Origin of the sequence: Nesterenkonia sp. F, from assembly GCF_000220985.1 — a bacterium.
Classification (GTDB): Bacteria; Actinomycetota; Actinomycetes; order Actinomycetales; family Micrococcaceae; genus Nesterenkonia.
In genome coordinates, this window is sequence record NZ_AFRW01000122.1 from 22,844 (window position 1) to 39,145 (window position 16,302).

At 71.3% G+C, this 16,302-nt stretch carries 15 protein-coding genes and 1 tRNA gene; 7 read left to right on the top strand and 9 right to left on the bottom strand.

From position 1 onward, the window contains the following. Positions 1-12: 12 nt before the first annotated feature. From GU5_RS0111385 to GU5_RS0111410, 6 genes are all read right to left on the bottom strand, one after another. Entirely contained in the window at positions 13-1,197 is a 1,185-nt protein-coding gene (locus GU5_RS0111385) for an acyl-CoA dehydrogenase family protein (RefSeq protein WP_010525695.1), read from the bottom strand. Next, positions 1,197-2,138: a 3-hydroxyacyl-CoA dehydrogenase NAD-binding domain-containing protein gene (locus GU5_RS0111390; protein ID WP_010525696.1), complete on the bottom strand. Its 942-nt coding sequence runs from the start codon at positions 2,136-2,138 to the stop codon at positions 1,197-1,199. The genes GU5_RS0111385 and GU5_RS0111390 overlap by 1 nt, the downstream gene beginning before the upstream one ends. Then, a complete protein-coding gene (locus GU5_RS0111395) occupies positions 2,135-2,875 on the bottom strand; it encodes an acetoacetate decarboxylase (RefSeq protein WP_029514239.1) in 741 nt (246 codons plus the stop codon). The genes GU5_RS0111390 and GU5_RS0111395 overlap by 4 nt, the downstream gene beginning before the upstream one ends. Beyond that, entirely contained in the window at positions 2,872-3,654 is a 783-nt protein-coding gene (locus tag GU5_RS0111400; RefSeq protein ID WP_010525698.1) for a crotonase/enoyl-CoA hydratase family protein, read from the bottom strand. The genes GU5_RS0111395 and GU5_RS0111400 overlap by 4 nt, the downstream gene beginning before the upstream one ends. Beyond that, positions 3,651-4,838, bottom strand: a complete 1,188-nt coding sequence (locus GU5_RS0111405; RefSeq protein WP_083830519.1) for a CaiB/BaiF CoA-transferase family protein — start codon at positions 4,836-4,838, stop codon at positions 3,651-3,653. The genes GU5_RS0111400 and GU5_RS0111405 overlap by 4 nt, the downstream gene beginning before the upstream one ends. A gap of 357 nt (positions 4,839-5,195) precedes the next feature. Next, a complete protein-coding gene (locus tag GU5_RS0111410) occupies positions 5,196-6,104 on the bottom strand; it encodes a LysR family transcriptional regulator (RefSeq protein ID WP_010525700.1) in 909 nt (302 codons plus the stop codon). A 203-nt stretch (positions 6,105-6,307) separates the two neighbouring features. Between GU5_RS0111410 and GU5_RS0111415 the strand changes: the two genes are divergently transcribed. Further along, positions 6,308-6,559, top strand: a complete 252-nt coding sequence (locus GU5_RS0111415; protein ID WP_010525701.1) for a DNA translocase FtsK — start codon at positions 6,308-6,310, stop codon at positions 6,557-6,559. Positions 6,560-6,675: 116 nt separating this feature from the next. On the opposite strand, the gene GU5_RS0111420 is transcribed toward GU5_RS0111415, so the two are convergent. Together GU5_RS0111420 and GU5_RS17950 are read right to left on the bottom strand one after the other, a co-directional pair. Next, positions 6,676-6,747 (bottom strand) — tRNA-Thr (locus tag GU5_RS0111420). 125 nt (positions 6,748-6,872) lie between these two features. Next, the gene (locus tag GU5_RS17950; protein ID WP_083830513.1) at positions 6,873-8,849 is read right to left on the bottom strand and encodes a DNA polymerase III subunit delta'; all 1,977 of its coding nucleotides are present in this window, start codon (positions 8,847-8,849) and stop codon (positions 6,873-6,875) included. An 84-nt stretch (positions 8,850-8,933) separates the two neighbouring features. Here GU5_RS17950 and GU5_RS0111430 point away from each other — a divergent pair, with 84 nt between their 5' ends. From GU5_RS0111430 to GU5_RS0111440, 3 genes are all read left to right on the top strand, one after another. Further along, entirely contained in the window at positions 8,934-10,349 is a 1,416-nt protein-coding gene (locus GU5_RS0111430) for a PLP-dependent aspartate aminotransferase family protein (protein ID WP_237704723.1), read from the top strand. 10 nt (positions 10,350-10,359) lie between these two features. Continuing rightward, positions 10,360-10,686: a DUF2516 family protein gene (locus GU5_RS0111435; protein WP_010525704.1), complete on the top strand. Its 327-nt coding sequence runs from the start codon at positions 10,360-10,362 to the stop codon at positions 10,684-10,686. Positions 10,687-10,764: 78 nt separating this feature from the next. Continuing rightward, on the top strand, positions 10,765-11,511 hold the full coding sequence (locus GU5_RS0111440) for a phosphoglyceromutase (RefSeq protein ID WP_010525705.1): 747 nt from the start codon (positions 10,765-10,767) through the stop codon (positions 11,509-11,511). Positions 11,512-11,636: 125 nt separating this feature from the next. Here the strand turns inward: GU5_RS0111440 and phoU are convergent, their stop codons facing one another. Further along, positions 11,637-12,293, bottom strand: coding sequence for a phosphate signaling complex protein PhoU (phoU, locus tag GU5_RS0111445; RefSeq protein ID WP_010525706.1), 657 nt, complete (start codon positions 12,291-12,293; stop codon positions 11,637-11,639). Positions 12,294-12,556: 263 nt separating this feature from the next. On the opposite strand from phoU, the gene GU5_RS0111450 reads away from it, so the two are divergent. From GU5_RS0111450 to purH, 3 genes are read left to right on the top strand one after another with little or no spacing between them, the layout of a single operon-like run. Next, on the top strand, positions 12,557-13,873 hold the full coding sequence (locus GU5_RS0111450) for a cell wall metabolism sensor histidine kinase WalK (protein ID WP_010525707.1): 1,317 nt from the start codon (positions 12,557-12,559) through the stop codon (positions 13,871-13,873). Further along, positions 13,870-14,550: a response regulator transcription factor gene (locus GU5_RS0111455; protein ID WP_010525708.1), complete on the top strand. Its 681-nt coding sequence runs from the start codon at positions 13,870-13,872 to the stop codon at positions 14,548-14,550. Before GU5_RS0111450 ends, GU5_RS0111455 begins: the two co-directional genes overlap by 4 nt. A 54-nt stretch (positions 14,551-14,604) precedes the next feature. After that, a complete protein-coding gene (purH, locus tag GU5_RS0111460; protein WP_010525709.1) occupies positions 14,605-16,275 on the top strand; it encodes a bifunctional phosphoribosylaminoimidazolecarboxamide formyltransferase/IMP cyclohydrolase in 1,671 nt (556 codons plus the stop codon). The last annotated feature ends 27 nt before the right edge of the window (positions 16,276-16,302 follow it).

Here is a 16,302-nt window from a genome sequence, read left to right on the forward strand (position 1 = left end):
GACGTCGGGCCCTCAGGCGAAGGCGCTGAGCCCGGTGACGGACTTGCCGACGATCAGGGTGTTCATCTCCCGCGATCCCTCGAAGGAGTAGATGGCCTCCGCGTCGGCGAAGAACTTGGCGACTTCGTAGTCGAGCACGATGCCGTTGCCGCCGAAGAGCTCCCGAGCCCAGGAGACGACCTCGCGCATCCGCGTGGTGGCGAAGGCCTTGGCCAGCGCGGCCTGCTCGGCGCTGCCCCCTCCGTCGGCGACCAGCTCGTTGAGCCGCACCACGACGCCGAACATCGCGGTGACGTTGCCCAGCATCTTCACCAGCAGATCCTGGATCATCTGGAAGCCGCCGATGGGCTTGCCGAACTGTTCGCGCTGGGTGGCGTACTCGCGGGCGAGCTCGTAGGCGCGCACTGCGACGCCGAGCGCCTGCCAGGCCACGCCGCCGCGGGTGGAGGCCAGCACCTTGGCCGTATCCCGGAAGCTGTTGATGCCCTGCAGGCGGTCGGCCTCCGGCACTCGAACCTCGCTCAGCGTGATGTCGGCGTTCTGCACCGTGCGCAGTGCGATCTTGCCCTCGATCTTGGTCGCCTCGAAGCCCGCGGCGGGCGTCTCGACGACGAAGCCCTTCACCTGGCCGTCGGCCTCGTCGCGGGCCCACACCACGACCCGATCGGCGAAGGTGCCGTTGCCGATCCAACGCTTGGCCCCGTTGAGCACCCACTCGTCGCCCTCACGGCGCGCCGTGGTGCGCATGCCGCCGGCGACGTCGGAGCCGCCGTCCGGCTCGGTGAGGGCGAATGCGCCGATGCTGGACATGTCGACCATGTCCGGCATCCACCGGTCGCGCTGCCCCTGGTCGCCGCCGTTGTAGATCGAGCCCATTGCGAGCCCGGTGTGGACCCCGGAGAACACCGCCAGCGACGGGTCGATGCGGTTCAGCTCCAGGCTCAGGAACCCGGTGAACAGGGGGCTGCGCGTCACGCCGTCGCCGTACTCGGGGAACTGGTAGCCGGCCAGTCGCAGCGAGGCGAACTTCTCGACCGCGGCGAACGGGAACTCGGCGGTGTCCCAGGCCTGATTCGCCAGCGGCTTGATCTCGCGCTCGAGGAACTCGCGGATCTCGGCGAGTTCGGCGCGCTCGGAGTCGGGCAGCTTCTCGGCGTATCCGAAGAAGTCGGGGGTGGTCTGGACGGGCTTGGGCATCATGTCTCCTCGGTGTTCAGAACGTGGTTGATGGCGTGGTGCCGGCGATCGCGCCGACGGGCGCGGGCGGCGTAGGCGGATTCGCCGCTGCCATAGGCGGCTTCGGTCTGATCGATGATCTCGGCGACGGCCTCGTCCGTGAGCTCCGGCGAGCCCAGCTGGTCCCATTGCCGGGCCATGCCCGCTCCGAGATGGTTCATCATGTGGCGGATGCCGCCGGGCCCGCCGCCGAGGTGGAAGCTCTCGAACGGCCCGATCGTCGCGTAGCGGCCGCCCAGCGAGGCCTTCATGACGGTGTCGAGCTCCTCGGCGGAGACGACGCCCTGCAGGACCAAGGAGATCGCTTCGCGCATCACCGCGCTCTGCAGCCGGTTGGCGACGAACCCGGGGACCTCCCGGTGCAGCCGCACCGGCGTCCGGCCCAGCCGTGCGTAGAACTCCTGCGCCGCGACGACGACATGCTCGGCCGTCCGATCGCCGGGGACGAGCTCGACCAGCGGCACGACCTGCGGCGGGTTGAACGGGTGGGCGACGAGCAGCCGGGCGGCGACGTCGTCGGGCAGCCGCGCCGCGACGTCGCTGGGCACCAGGCCGGAGCTCGAGGAGGCGAGCACGGCCGCGGCGGGGGCGCGCTCGGCGATCTCGGCGACGAGCTGCTGCTTGGCCTCCAGCCGCTCGGGGCCGTTCTCCTGGATGAGATCGGCTCCTCCGACGGCTTCGGCGAGGCTGTCGGTGGCGGTGATCCGTGCCCGGAGGTCCTCGACGTCGGCGCCGGGGAGCGAGTCCGCGAGCATCGGCAGCGCCTCGTCGAGGGCCTCGTCGAGATCGGGGCGGGGGTCGGTGACGCGCACCGCGAGCCCGTCGGCGGCGAAGAGCGCCGCCCAGGCCAGCCCGATGGTGCCGGCGCCGACGACCGCCGTCTGCGTCCAGGGCTGAGTCATGAATCCTCCAGGTAGTCGTGGACCACCTCGGCGCCGCCGAGGGCTAGGTCGGTGAGGATGTGGCTGGCCGAGACGATCCCTCGCACCGGCAGGTCGGCCAACGGCGCCAGGGCGTGCTCGAACAGCTGCAGGCGCGCCGGGCCGGTGTATGCCTGCTTGACGGTGATGTCGGTGATCCGGGTGCGGATCAGCTCGGCGATCCGCGGACGCTGGTCATATCCGGGAACGATCTTGACCATGAACGTGGGCTGGGTGAGGTCGGCCTCGGCCTCAGCCGGATCCCGAGAATGATGCTTATAGCCCATCGTCGCCGTGGCGACGCGCTCGCCGCCGGAGTCCAGGGTGCCGATCAGCGCGCCGGAGTCGACGCGCAGCTCCGGCCGGCCCATCACCTTCGGGTAGGCGCTGGCCTCCCGGCCGGCCGCCGTCGCCGCGAAGCTGTCGAGGTGCATCGCGTGCAGGTACTCGCCCCGCTCCTCGCCGAGGCGGACCGGGATGACCTGTCCCGCCTCGACGTAGGGTCCGAAGGAGGTGGCGTCGCCCATCTTCATGACTTCGAAGCGGACCAGAGGCTCGTCGATCGTCAGCGGCTCGGGGACCACGGCGCGCAGGGCCTCGGGATCGGTGCGATAGACGATGGTCAGGTACTCGCGGTCGGTGAACCGTGCGACGGCGGGCGCGAACGCCGGTGCCGACAGCGGCGTGGTGGGGTGCTGCAGCAGTTCGGCGCGGTTCATCGGCCCACCCACTGCGGCGCGCGCTTCTCGGCGAAGGCGCGGGCGCCCTCGGCGAAGTCCTCCGACCGGGACAGCTCGGCGAGCACCTCGCGCTGAGCGGCGAAGGCCTCCGGCTCCGGCAGCCGGTCGGCGGAGCGCACGACCTGCTTCACCCCGGCGAGGGCCAGCGGCGCGTTCGCCGCGACCTCCTCGGCGAGCTCCAGGGCACCGGCCAGCGCCTCGCCGTCGGGGGTGACCGCATTGATCAGACCCAGCGAGCTGGCGCGGTCGGCCTCGACGCTCCGTCCGGTCAGCAGCAGCTCCATCGCGAGGTGGTGCGGAATGCGTCGGGGCAGACGGACGGCGCCGCCGCCTCCGGCGAGGAAGCCGCGCCTGACCTCGGGCAGGGCGAAGGTCGCTCCGGAGGCGGCGACGACCAGGTCGCAGGCCAGCGCCAGCTCGAACCCGCCGCCCAGTGCGTGTCCTTCGACGGCGGCGATCAGCGGCTTGGCGGTGTCGTGCTCGACGAGCCCGCCGAAGCCGCGGCCCTCCACGGAGGGGGACTCTCCGCGGGCGGCGGCCTTGAGGTCCATGCCGGCGCTGAAGGTGCCCGCAGCTCCGGTGAGCACGCCGACGCGCAGATCGTCGTCGGCGGTCAGCTCGTCGACGGCGGCCGCGAGGCCGCGCGCGACCTCGGCGTCGACGGCATTGCGGGCCTGGGGCCGGTCTATGGTGATGATCAGGATGCCGTCCCGGGCCTCGGTGAGCACCGGGCTGTCGGCAGTGGTCGTGGTGGTCATGCTGCGCCTCCTTCGAGGGTGTGGTCTGCGATCTCGTCGAGCACGGCGTCGGTGTCCTGACCGGGCTGCGGCGGGTGCAGGCGGATGGTGGCCGGCGTCGCCGAGAACCTGAAGGGCACGCCGATCCGGCGGTAGCTGCCCTCGGTGGGGTGTTCGGCGAGGTCGAGGAGATGGCCGTCCTGGACATAGGGGTCCTCGGCGGCCTCGTCGAGCTTCAGCACCGGGCCGACCGGGATGGACTTCTCGCTGCAGACGCGGATCCACTCGGCGGTGGTCAGCGCCGGGGTGACCGACTCGATGAGGGCGGCGAGATCGGCGCCGTGCGCCGTGGCATCGACGAAGTCGCCGGCGATGCGCGGATCCTCGGCGAGGTCGGGGCGCCCGGCGGCGAGGAAGACGTCGCGGAAGTTCTGCGGCGTGTACGGCATGATCATCGCCTGGCCGTCCTTCGTCGGGCGGGCGCGGTGACCGGCGTTCATCGAGAGGGTGAAGCCGGTCACGCCCATGGCGGGCTCGTAGGTCCGGCCCTGCAGATGCTCGACGAGGTTGAAGGCGAGCATCGTGTCGGTCATGGGCACTTCGACCAGCTGGCCCTGCCCCGTGGCGCGCTGGTGGACCAGAGCGGCGAGAGCCGAGTACGCGATGGTCAGGGCGGAGACTTTGTCCCCGAAGATGCTGGGGAGCACGGCCGGCCGGCCGATGTCTCCGGCGCGCTGGGCGAGATCGACCAGTCCCGAGGCCGCCTGGACGGTCTCGTCGTAGGCCGCGAGGTCTGCGCGGTCGGAGTCGGGGCGGAAGCCCTGCGCGTGGGCGTAGATGAGATGGGGGTTGTCCTCGGCCAGGCTGTCGTAGTCCAGGCCGAGCCGCCGGAGCGCCTTGATGCGCATGTTGGTGATGAGGATGTCGGCGCCGGCGATGAGCTCGCGCGCCCGTGCGGCGCCGTCGTCGTCCTTGAGGTCCAGGGCGACGCTGCGCTTATTGCGATTGACGTTCATCGCCAGCGGCGTCATGCCCGGGGTCCGGTGGATCGTGCCGAAGCGCACGGTGTCCTTGGGCGACTCGATCTTGATCACGTCGGCACCGAGGTCGCCGAGGATCTGGGCCGCGTACGGGCCCATCACCACAGTGGCCATATCGATGACGCGGACGCCGGCGAGAGGGCCGGTCTGTGCGGAGGTCGTCATGCACATCTCCTGATGTCGGGAGGGATCTCCGAGCGACTCGATGAGCACGTGGGCAGAGACGCTGCGGCTCGTCGGAGGGAACGCGTGCCCTGCACGGGGCCCGAGCGGGGAGCCGGCCTGCTGTTCATCGATCCGTCGGCTTCATTGATCAGCCTAGACAATCGGGATAGAGCCACCAACGTTTTGGTGAAACCGAATAGAGAAAAACGGCGTGACTGGACTGGTCACGCCGTGGGGAGGAGCGAGACGGGGGAGGGGTATCCGGGATGCGCAGTCGACGGCGGAGCGCGGAGACCCCCCCCGGCGATCACTGCGTTCAGGCGGATCGCGCCGTGCGGCACGGTCCCGTCGCGGTGTTCAGCGGGAGAGGTCGGAGAGTGCCCGACGTGTCGCGTCGATCAGCTCGCGGAGGCCGGGCTGCTCGTCGAGGCGGTCGTTCCGCCAGATCAGTCCCGTCTGGAGGGTGGCCGGAAGATCGTCGATGGGCAGGACGACGATGTGATCGTTGCGCATCGTGTGCATGCCGCTGCCCGGATCGAGCATCGAGATGGTGAAGGTGTCGCCGTTCGCGACGACGTCGACGGCGCCGGCGTAGTCGCCCGATTCCAGGCGCACGCGGCGATGGATGCCGGCGGCCGTCAGCCGAGTCTCCACCTCGTCCCAGTAGTCGGGGAGCATGTGGGCCGGCGGCCGGGCGTAGGTGAATCCGGTCAGCTCATGGAGCGACACCGAGGTGCGGTCGGCGAATTCCACGGCCGGGAGCACCGCGCCCAGCGGCTCGCGCAGCAGCTCGGCGACGCCGATGCCCTCGGCGTGGACGGGCAGGCGGACCAGTGCCATGGTGAGCTCGCCGCGCTGGACTCCGCCGAGCAGCTCGCGGCTGCCGCCCGGCCAGCGTTTGAGGTCGAGATGCGGTGCGCAGGCCCGGTCGAAGGCGGTGAGCCGGTCACGCAGGCAGGTGTGGAGTCCCGGCGGAATGCCGAGATAGACCGCGCGCCGTCCCCGGCTGGTGGCCTCCCGCAGGCGCCAGGGGATGTCGTCGAACCGGCCGAGGACGTCGCGGGCGATCGGCAGCAGCGACGACCCGGCCTCGGTGAGGCCGACGTGGTGCGAGTCGCGCTCGAACAGCGTGGTGCCGAGCTCGCGCTCGAGGTCGCGCACCCGTTGGCTCAGCGGTGAAGTGGCCATATGGAGACTGCGGGCGGCCCCGGAGAAGCTCAGATGGTCGGCGACTGCCACGAAGTAGCGCAGGTGGTGGACCTCCATCGCGCCACAGCGTACGCCGGTGACCTGGTGCTCCGCTGAGTGCGCCGCGGACACGTCGGCCGCCGCATCGGCCGGTGAATCTCCGGCAAGATGACCGGCCGGCTGCTGGGACGCATCTTCCACTGACGCGAGACTCGACCGTGCGGTCTGTGCGATGGTGACGTGTGCGCACACTGCCATGGACGCCGTGGGGAGGGGAGCGAGTGCTGAGCGACGATGGCCGTGCCCTGCTGCTGCGGGCTGCCGAGCTGGTGGTGATGACCCAGTTCGGCTCGACGTCCATGCTGCAGCGGAAGCTCGACGTCAGCTACACCGATGCCGCGTGGCTCATGGAGACCATGGAATCTCATGGGGTGGTCGGGCGCGTCCAGGAACCCAGACCTCGTGAGGTGATGGTCCCTGTCGACGAGCTCGCGAGCACGCTCGACCGCCTCAAACGTGATGGGGGCGCGTGACTGCCGATGCCTCGCCGCCTGACGTCCGGCGAGCGGCTCGACGTGCCAGGTGTACGTACCTCGGACAGAGATAAGGCCGGCTGATCAGGAAGCGTCCTGGTCAGCCGGCCTGTCGGAGCCGCCTATCGGATTCGAACCGATGACCTATTCATTACGAGTGAATCGCTCTACCCCTGAGCTAAGGCGGCCTGTGCGTTCCGGCCCGTTGAGCGCCGCACGCGCGATCCACCAGTGTACTGGGACGCTCTGAGGTGGTCAAAACGACGCTCGACCGTGCCCTGGGCCGCCGCGCGTCTGTCGGCGAGCCTCGGGGTCAGGCCCTGCTGTCGCCGGGGCGCGGCAGGCGCCGTCGTCCGCCGTCGGAGCCTGTCGCCGCCTGTGACGACGACCGCGACGCCGAGCCGGCGCCGGTGCGCTCACCGGGCTTGCGCTGCGGCAGGAACGTCATCATCAGCGCCTCCATCGCCAGCTGCGGCGGCACGTTCTGTCCGATCCGCCTGCGGGCGGCGCCGATCGCGTCCAGACAGCCCAGTGCCTGCTCGGCGGTCATCGTGTCGGCGTGCCGGGTGAGGTCATCGCGCATGTGCTCGTTGATCAGCTCGACCTCGGCGCCGAGCTGCAGGCTCAGCAGGTCCCGGAAGACCGCGGTCAGGTCGATCAGCGAACGGTCCAGCGCATCGGCGACCGCCCGCTTCGACCGTCGGGTGTGGTCCTCCTCGAGCCGCTTGAACTGGCTGCGCAGCTTCGGCGGGATCTTCTCCTCCGGATCCAGGCCGAGCGATCGGCGCAGCGCGGACTGCTCGGCCTCCAGCCGCGCCGAAGACTCCGCCTCGGCATCGGCCTGGTTCATCTCCACCAGCTTCGCCGCGGCCTGGACGGCGTCGGAGGAGGTGCGCACGCGCAGCGGCAGCGAGACCACGTCCTCGCGGCGCCGTCGGACCTCGGCGTCCTGGGCCAGGCGTCGGGCGACGCCCACATGATTCTGCGCCACCCGTGCGGCGAAGTGCGCCTGCTCGGCGTCGAGCCCGTCTCGGGCGACCAGCAGCGCGGCCACCGCGTCCGACGGCGGGATGCGCAGGTTCGCGTGCCGGCAGCGCGAGCGGATGGTCACCAGCACGTCGGCCGGGCTCGGTGCGCAGAGGATCCAGATGGTGTGCGGCGGCGGCTCCTCGATGGCCTTGAGCAGCACGTTGGTCGCCCGCTCGGTCATCCGGTCGGCGTCCTCGACGACGATCACCCGCCAGCGTCCGCCCTGCGGTCGGTCCTGGGCGGCGGTGATGAGTTCACGGACGTCCTCGATCCGGTAGCTGACACTCTCGGTGGAGACGACCTTCACCGACGGATGGGAGGAGCCGGTGATCAGTCGACAGGTCCGGCAGGTGCCGCAGCCGCGTCCCTCCGGATCGGAGACTTCGCAGTTCAGCGCCGCGGCGAAGGCCCGCGCGGCGTTGGAACGTCCGGAGCCGGGCGGGCCGGTGAACAGCCAGGCGTGTGCCGGAGTCTGCGAGCCGGCCGCAGTGCGCAGCTGCTCGACGACGGCCTGCTGGCCGACCAGCTCGCCGAAGACGCCGGCGGCGGGGTCTTCGGCGACCGGCGCGTCGGCGGTCGTCGCGGCGGGGGAGGGACGGGCAGTCATGGGGAGGTCCTGGGTGGTGGACAGCAGGGCGGCGACGTGCTCGCGCACGCTGCGGTGCAGGGTCTCGGGGTCGACGGCGGCGTCGAGGACCGCGTAGCGGTGCGGCGCGGCCGCGGCGCGGTCCCGGAACGCCGCGCGCAGTCGGGCGTGGAAGTCCTCGGAGGATGACTCGATCCGGTCGCCGTCGTCGGCGTCGCGGGCGCTCCGACGTGCCCGGGAGACCTCGGCGTCGACGTCGAGCAGGAGCGTCAGGTCCGGCTGCAGTCCGGCGGTGGCCCACTCGTTGAGCGTGGCGATCTCCTCGGCGCCGAGCTCGCGGCCGACGCCCTGGTACGCCACCGAGGAGTCGATGTAGCGGTCGCAGAGCACCACTGTGCCCGCCTCCAGGGCCGGGACGATCCGCTGGGTGACGTGCGCCGAGCGGGAGGCGGCGAAGATCAGCGCCTCGGTGCGCGGGTCGATCTCCCCGCGGCCGTGCTCGAGCACCATCCGGCGCAGCTCCTCGCCGACGACGGTGCCGCCCGGCTCCCGCGTGCGGTCCACCGGCACGCCACGTTCCTCCAGCCAGGCCTGCAGCAGGTCCAGCTGAGTGGTCTTCCCGGCGCCGTCGCCGCCCTCGACGACGATGAACACGCCCCGCTCATGTCCAGTCACGCCCTCAGCCTATCGGCCCGACGAGGCAGCACCCACCGACCGGCGACGCCCGGCGGACCGTGCTCGGCGTCTCACACTGCGGGCATGACCGTCCTCCCCGGCGCGGCCCGGCGGAGCTGGACTAGGGTGGCCGACGTGGAGAACGCCTCGAACAGCTCGCCGATGAACAGCCAGCACCCGCACCGCCCGACGTCCGACGCCGCCGAGCATGCGGTCGCCGGCCATCACCCGCACACCTACGTGGTCTCGGCCGGCCGCGGCGGCCCCGACGGCGACCCGCATACCCCGGGCGCCTCCGGCGTGCCGGTCAACGCCCCGGTCGACTTCTCCTCGACCTACAGCTACCGGCCCGACGACGACGGCGGACGCGTCTATGCCCGCGAGGGCATGCCGGCGTGGGAGCCGCTGGAGGAGCTGCTGGCCCACCTGGAGGGCGGCACGCGCAGCACATGGAGCGGCGAAGGCTTCGTCGCCACCGAGCAGCAGACTGCGCTTCAGGTGCCGCCGGCGCTGCTCTTCGGCTCCGGCATGGCCGCCATCGCCGCCGTGGTGCACCTGCTGCCCATCGGCGGGCACATCATCCTGCCGCGGCACAGCTACAACGGCACCTCCGCGCTGGTGGACGAGCTCGCCGCCGAGGGACGGCTGACCGCCCATCGGGTCGACATCGCCGACACCGAGGCGGTGCAGACCACGCTGGCCGACGTCGCCACCCTCGCCCAGGCGCAACAGGCTCCGGTGATGCTCTGGGCCGAGTCGCCGACGAACCCGATGCTCGAGGTCGCCGACCTGCCCGCGCTGCTGGCCGAAGCCCGACGGCGCGGGGTGCTGACCGCCGTCGACAACACCTTCGCCACGCCGCTGCGCCAGCGGCCGCTGCAGCACGGCGCCGACGTCGTGGTGCACTCGGTGACGAAGTTCCTGGCCGGCCACTCCGATCTGGTGATGGGCGCGGTGGTGGCGGCCGACCCGCAGCTGCGCGAGCGGCTGCGACGCCGCCGCAGCCTCCACGGCGCCGTCCCCGGCCCGATGGAGGTCTTCCTCGCCCTGCGCGGCGTCCGCACGCTGGCCGTCCGGCTCGACGCCGCCGAGGCCAACGCCGCCGAGCTGGCCACCCGGCTGGAGCAGCTGGCCGCCTCCGGCGAGACGCGGCTGCAGTCGGTGAGCTACCCCGGGCTCGCCTCGCACCCGCAGCATGAGCGGGCGGCACGGCAGCTGAGCGGCTTCGGCGCGATCATCGCGCTGCACCTGCCCGACGTCACCGCCGCCGATGCGGTGCTCTCCGCCCTGCGGGTCTGGACGCCGGCCACCAGCCTGGGCGGGGTGGAGTCGCTGGCCGAGCGGCGCCGTCGCCACGGCGGCGAGCCGGACACGGTGCCCGAGGGGCTGATCCGACTGTCGGTGGGCATCGAGCATGTCGACGATCTGCACGCCGATCTGGTCCAGGCTCTGCGGCTGGCCGGCGGCGTCCGCCCGGACATTGCCACCGAGACCCGGTAGCATCGAGAGCATGAACGCCACCTACGCCCTCAGCGGGATCTGGTATGCCGTCCTCCTCGCGGAGCGGTGGATCTTCCTCGCCTTCGCCGTGGTCTGCCTGGTGGTCGCGCTCATCGCGCTGGCCAAGTGTCTGCCGAAGAACGCCCAGCGCTTCGACATCGCGTTCAAGCGCACCAAAGGCTTCTGGCTGGGCATGACCGGCGGCGCCTCGGCGCTCTGCCTGATCGGCGCCTATTCGCAGGCCTTCGGCGGCCCCTTCGGCTTCCTCTTCCCGGTGATCGGCGCCTGCATGGCCGCCGTCTACCTGGCCGACGTCAACCCGGACGTCTCCGAATAGCCGGCCCCCCGGACCGCACGCCCACCCCCCCCGGACCGCACACCCGGACCGTACACACTGAAAGGACCTCGCCGTCAGATGAGCTATGACCTCATTCTGCTCCGCCATGGGCAGAGCGACTGGAACGAGAAGAACCTCTTCACCGGGTGGGTGGACGTCCCGCTCACCGAGAAGGGCCGCACCGAGGCCGCCCGCGGCGGCGAGCTGCTGGCCGAGCACGACCTGCTGCCCGACGTCGTCCACACCTCGCTGCTGCAGCGGGCGATCACCACAGCTCACCTGGCGCTGGAGACCGCCGACCGGCTGTGGATCCCGGTGACGCGCGACTGGCGGCTCAACGAGCGCCACTACGGCGCGCTGCAGGGCAAGGACAAGGCCCAGACCCTGGAGACCTACGGCGAGGACCAGTTCATGACCTGGCGCCGCTCCTACGACACCCCGCCGCCGGAGCTGGACGCCGACGACGAGTACTCGCAGGTCGGCGACCCGCGGTACGCCGACCTCGGCGACGCCGTGCCGCGCACCGAGTGCCTGAAGGACGTCGTCGAGCGTTTCCTGCCCTACTGGGAGTCTTCGGTGATCCCGGATCTGAAGGCCGGCAAGAAGGTCCTGCTGGCCGCGCACGGCAACTCGCTGCGCGCGCTGGTGAAGTACCTCGACGGCGTCAGCGACGAGGACATCGCCGGGCTGAACATCCCCACCGGCATCCCGCTGCACTACCGGCTGGACGAGAACTTCGCCCCGCTCAACCCCGGCGGCACCTATCTGGACCCGGAGGCGGCGAAGGACGCCATCCAGGCGGTGGCGAACCAGGGCAAGAAATAGCGGCCCGCAGCCACTGAGCACGCATCGAGCGGGGGATCTCTCGCCGTCCGGTGCCGGCCAGACCGGCCGGGACGGCGAGAGATCCCCCGCTCGACGTGCATGAGGCTGGGGGAGGAGTGCTCAGCTCACTCGGCGGCCTTCGCGTCCCATTCGCCGGTGACCAGATAGGCCACCTTGTTCGACACCGCCACCGCGTGGTCGCCGTACCGCTCGAAGTAGCGGCTGGCCAGCGTGCAGTCGGCGGTGGTGGCAGCCGAGGCGTCCCAGTCGTCCTCGGCGATGAGGGTGAAGATCGACCGGTGCAGCTCGTTGATCTGCTCGTTGATGTCGGTGACCTCTCGAGCGACGGCCAGGTCGCGGGTCTCCAGCAGCTCGGTGACCTTCCGGCCGGCCGTCACCGAATGCTCGGCCATCCGTGAGAAGACCGGCTTCAGGTCGTCGGGGGCGACGTGGTCCGGGAAGCGCAGCCGCACCAGCTGCGCGATGTGTCGGGCGAGGTCGCCCATGCGCTCCAGCGAGGCGCTCATCCGCAGCGCGCCGACGATCATCCGCAGGTCCGAGGCCACCGGCCCCTGCAGGGCGAGCAGGTCGATGGCGTGCTCGTCGAGATCGTTCTGCAGCGCATCGATGCGCTGATCGGCGGCGATGACCTCATCGGCCAGCTGGACGTCGGCGTCCTCGAACGCCCGGCGCGCCTTGTCCATCGCCTCGGCCGCCAGCGTGGAGATCCGGATCAGCTCGTCCCCGAGCTTCTGGAGGTCTTCCTGAAAGAGCGTGCGCACGTGACCGGAGTCCTTTCGTCGAGTCGCGCCGGGAGGCGTCGGTGTCCTGCGGGGCATGCGGCCGGCCCCGCGGGGCGTCGGCTCGGCCGTGGCGCCCCGCGGGCGGACCCGGTGCCGCGTCCATCCCCGACGAACCAGGTTCGCCCAGCGATGTGAACGCGGAACGGGGGTCCAGTCAACCACCAGGTGAACGATTGTTGAACCCCGGTGACGGAAGGGGACTCACGGCGACGAATGCATGAACACATGCCTAAGGTGGACCCGTGGACCCCGTCATCATCGCCATCCTCGCCGGACTCGCCGGTCTCGCCCTCGGCGTGGCCGGGATGCACGCGTTCCGCGTGAGCGAACGGCAGCGCGTCGCCGGGATCGACGTCGACGAGCCGTCCATGCCGCCCGGGGCCACCGAGGTTCTCGCCTCGCTGGGGCTGGCCTACCTCGTCGTCGACACCGTCGACGGCGTCGTCCGCGCCAATCCGGCCGCCTACGCCTTCGGCCTGGTCCGCGGCCACACCGTGGTCCACCATGAGCTGTTGGGGATGACCGCCCGGGTGCGCGCCGACGGGGTGATCATCGACGAGGACCGCGAGCTGCCCCGCGGGCTCCAGGGCGAGTCCAGCATCGTGGTGCATCTGCGCGTGGCTCCGCTGGGCGAGGAGTACATCCTGATCCTGGCCGACGACCGCACCGAGTTCGTCCGCACCCAGGCGATGCGCAACGACTTCGTCGCCAACGTCTCCCACGAGCTGAAGACTCCGGTCGGGGCGATCTCGCTGCTGACCGAGACGCTGGAGGACGCCGCCGACGACGAGGCCGCCGTCCGTCGCTTCGCCCAGCGGCTGCACCGCGAGTCCGACCGGCTCTCCGAGCTGGTCCAGGACATCATCGACTTCTCCCGCGTCCAGGGTGAGAACGTGCTGCGCGCCGAATCCGCCGTGGATCTCCAGGAGGTGATCTCCGACGCCGTCGACCGCACCCGGCTGCCGGCCGAGGCCAAGGGGATCGACCTGCGCGTCGGCGGGTCGGCGCCGCGTCCGGTCCACGGCGACCACGACCAGCTGACCATGGCCTTCCGGAATCTCATCGACAACGCGGTGCGCTACTCGCCGGAGAAGACCCGGGTGGGTGTCGGACTGACCTCGCGCGACGGCATCGTCCAGGTGACGATCACCGACCAGGGGGCGGGGATCGCCGCCGACGAGCAGGAGCGCGTCTTCGAACGCTTCTACCGGGTCGACGCCGCGCGCTCGCGGGAGACCGGCGGCACCGGCCTGGGGCTGAGCATCGTCAAGCACGTCTTCGCCAATCACGGCGGCGACGTCTCGCTGTGGTCCCAGCCGGGGAAGGGGTCGACCTTCACCGTGCGGCTGCCCGAGCGGGACTCCAGCCTGGACACCGGCGGGATGCCGACGCCGCTGCCGCCGGCGACGTCGGCGTCTGAGGACGCGGACGGGCCCGACGAGTCCGACGAGCCCGAGGCGGCGCAGCACGACGCAGAGCAGACCAGTGGAGAGCAGCGGGGCGGGCAGGCCGGAGGAGCCTCGGCCGGACGCGCCGCCGATGAAGGAGGAACAGCGTGACCAGGATTCTCATCGTCGAAGACGAGGCCTCGTTCTCTGAGGCCCTGTCATACACTCTTCAGAAAGAGGGGTATGACGTCTCCGTCGCCGACGACGGGTTCCAGGCGGTGGACCTGTTCGACCAGGAGGGCCCCGACCTGGTGCTGCTCGACCTGATGCTGCCGGGGCAGCCGGGCACCGAGGTCTGCCGGCAGATCCGGCAGCGTTCCAACGTGCCGGTCATCATGCTCACCGCCAAGGACGACGAGGTCGACAAGGTCGTCGGGCTCGAGCTCGGCGCGGACGACTACGTCACCAAGCCCTACTCCTCCCGCGAGCTGCTGGCCCGGGTGCGTGCGGTGCTGCGGCGCCACGTCGACCCCGAGGTCGAGGACACCTCGATCGTCTCGGCCGGGCCGGTGCGCATGGACGTGGAGCGGCACAGCGTCGCGGTCGGCCAGGAGGAGATCGGCCTGCCGCTGAAGGAGTTCGAGCTGCTGGAGATGCTGCTGCGCAACTCCGGCCGGGTGCTCACCCGCGGCCAGCTGATCGACCGCGTCTGGGGCTCGGACTACGTCGGCGACACGAAGACGCTCGACGTGCACGTCAAGCGGCTGCGCGCCAAGCTGGAACCGGACCCCTCGCAGCCGCAGCACCTGATCACCGTGCGGGGGCTGGGGTACAAGTTCGAGGGCTGAGTCCCGATAGACTGGTCGCGAGCCCCACCCGCGCGACGGAGAGAAGGAGTGTGCGTGAGCAGCGTGCCCGAGCCCACTGAGAAGTCCGACAACCCCTCCGCCGCGGAACGGCGGCCCGTGCGCCGTGCCCTGCTCTCGGTGTTCGACAAGACCGGCCTGGAGGACCTGGCCCGCGGTCTGCATGAGGCCGGCGTCGAGCTGGTCTCGACCGGGTCGACGGCGAGCCGCATCGCCGCCGCCGGCCTGCCGGTCACCGAGGTCGCCGAGGTCACCGGGTTCCCCGAGTGCCTCGACGGTCGGGTGAAGACGCTGCATCCGCGGGTGCACGCCGGCATCCTCGCCGACCGGACCCGCGAGGACCATCGCGAGCAGCTCGAGGAGCTGGACATCGCGCCCTTCGACCTGGTCGTGGTCAACCTCTATCCCTTCGCCGAGACCGTCGCCGCCGGCGGCACCGAGGCCGAGATCATCGAGAAGATCGACATCGGCGGCCCGTCGATGGTGCGCGCCGCGGCGAAGAACCACGCCTCGGTGGCCGTCGTCGTCGACCCGCTGCGCTATGCCGAGGCCGTCGCCGCCGTCCGCGAGGGCGGCTTCACGCTGGCCACCCGCCGGCGGCTGGCCGCGCTGGCGTTCGCGCACACCGCGGCCTACGACACCGCCGTCGCCCGCTGGACCTCGCAGCAGTTCGACGACGACTTCGACGTCGCCGCGCTGCCCGAGCCGCCGCTGACCCGTCAGGACAAGGCGCTGAAGTTCCCGCCGCACGCGGGTCTGGCCCTGGAGCGCACCGCCTCGCTGCGCTACGGGGAGAACGCCCACCAGCCGGCGGCGCTCTACGCCGAGCGGCATGCCGCCCCGGGGCTGGCCCAGGCTCGCACGCTGCACGGCAAGGCGATGAGCTACAACAACTACGTCGACGCCGACGCCGCGGTGCGCACCGCCTTCGACTTCGCCGCTCCGGCGGTGGCGATCATCAAGCACGCCAACCCCTGCGGAGTGGCGGCCGCCGAGACCATCGCCGAGGCCCATCGCGCCGCTCATGCCTGCGACCCGCTCTCGGCCTTCGGCGGCGTCGTGGCGGCGAACCGTGAAGTGACCGCGGAGATGGCCACCACCATCTCCGAGATCTTCACCGAAGTCGTCGTCGCACCGTCCTTCGAGGACGAGGCGCTGGAGATCCTGACGGCGAAGAAGAACATCCGGCTGCTGCAGCTGCCCGAGGGGCACCGCCGCGACACCGTCGAATACACCCAGATCTCCGGCGGCATGCTGCTGCAGGCCTCCGATGCGCTGGACGCCGAGGGCGACGTCGTCGGCAGCTGGACGCTGGCCGCCGGCCGGCCGGCCGACGCCGCGACGATGGCTGATCTCGAGTTCGCCTGGCGCGCCGTGCGCGCGGTGAAGTCCAACGCCATCCTGCTGGCCGACGGCGGCGCCTCGGTGGGCATCGGCATGGGCCAGGTCAACCGGCTCGACTCCTGCCACCTGGCGGTGCAGCGGGCCAACACGCTGGCCGGCGACGGGGTGGACCGGGCGCGCGGATCGGTGGCGGCCTCCGACGCGTTCTTCCCGTTCGCCGACGGGCTGCAGACGCTGATCGCCGCCGGAGTCCGTGCGGTGGTCCAGCCCGGCGGCTCCAAGCGGGACGAGGAGGTCGTCTCCGCCGCCGAGGAAGCCGGGCTGACCATGTACTTCACCGGCGCGCGCCACTTCTACCATTGATCCGCCGCGCGGCCGCCGGCCGCGACG

Bases quoted from the DNA above. Each gene is read 5' to 3' on its own strand.
- GU5_RS0111385 (WP_010525695.1), bottom strand. From the start codon at position 1,197: ATGCCCAAGCCCGTCCAGACCACCCCCGACTTCTTCGGATACGCCGAG.
- GU5_RS0111390 (WP_010525696.1), bottom strand. From the start codon at position 2,138: ATGACTCAGCCCTGGACGCAGACGGCGGTCGTCGGCGCCGGCACCATC.
- GU5_RS0111395 (WP_029514239.1), bottom strand. From the start codon at position 2,875: ATGAACCGCGCCGAACTGCTGCAGCACCCCACCACGCCGCTGTCGGCA.
- GU5_RS0111400 (WP_010525698.1), bottom strand. From the start codon at position 3,654: ATGACCACCACGACCACTGCCGACAGCCCGGTGCTCACCGAGGCCCGG.
- GU5_RS0111405 (WP_083830519.1), bottom strand. From the start codon at position 4,838: ATGACGACCTCCGCACAGACCGGCCCTCTCGCCGGCGTCCGCGTCATC.
- GU5_RS0111410 (WP_010525700.1), bottom strand. From the start codon at position 6,104: ATGGAGGTCCACCACCTGCGCTACTTCGTGGCAGTCGCCGACCATCTG.
- GU5_RS0111430 (WP_237704723.1), top strand. From the start codon at position 8,934: ATGACCGTCCTCCCCGGCGCGGCCCGGCGGAGCTGGACTAGGGTGGCC.
- GU5_RS0111435 (WP_010525704.1), top strand. From the start codon at position 10,360: ATGAACGCCACCTACGCCCTCAGCGGGATCTGGTATGCCGTCCTCCTC.
- GU5_RS0111440 (WP_010525705.1), top strand. From the start codon at position 10,765: ATGAGCTATGACCTCATTCTGCTCCGCCATGGGCAGAGCGACTGGAAC.